Annotated in this window: 2 tRNA genes; both read left to right on the forward strand. The window is 47.8% G+C overall.

Annotation, left to right across the window (positions count from 1 at the left end):
* The first annotated feature begins 129 nt into the window (after positions 1-129).
* Positions 130-206: transfer RNA gene (locus tag ACY2RQ_RS19775), tRNA-Ile, on the forward strand.
* A 36-nt stretch (positions 207-242) separates the two neighbouring features.
* Positions 243-318: transfer RNA gene (locus ACY2RQ_RS19780), tRNA-Ala, on the forward strand.
* The last annotated feature ends 209 nt before the right edge of the window (positions 319-527 follow it).

Here is a 527-nt window from a genome sequence, read left to right on the forward strand (position 1 = left end):
CCTGAATTGTGAAAGATCACCTTGCTATTGAGTTTGTAGCTCAGTTGGTTAGAGCGTGCCCCCTGCTTTTTATCGGGAGAGGGTGAGGTCGTAAGGCTGTTCTAGTGAACGTGCTTCAAATCGCAGTTTGGGTCTGTAGCTCAGTTGGTTAGAGCGCACCCCTGATAAGGGTGAGGTCGGCAGTTCGAGTCTGCCCAGACCCACCACTTTACGAAGTGACCAGGCTGCATTAGCAAAACAGAGGGGCCTTAGCTCAGCTGGGAGAGCGCCTGCCTTGCACGCAGGAGGTCAGCGGTTCGATCCCGCTAGGCTCCACCACTTACTCTTCGCTGTGAAGCGATAATAGAGAAGCCAAAATTGAATGCATCAGTGTTGAATGTCGATGTGTTGAATTTTGGTTTTTTTATGAAAAGCCATTGAAATCGTTCCAGACGATTTTAGTACTTCCTCCCTCCGTGGAGGTCGTCTGATCTTTAAAAATATGGAATCTGTCAACACATACATGCAAATGTATGTTTAGTTGCTGA

The sequence above is a fragment of the Parendozoicomonas sp. 209JJ7-1 genome (assembly GCF_058147085.1).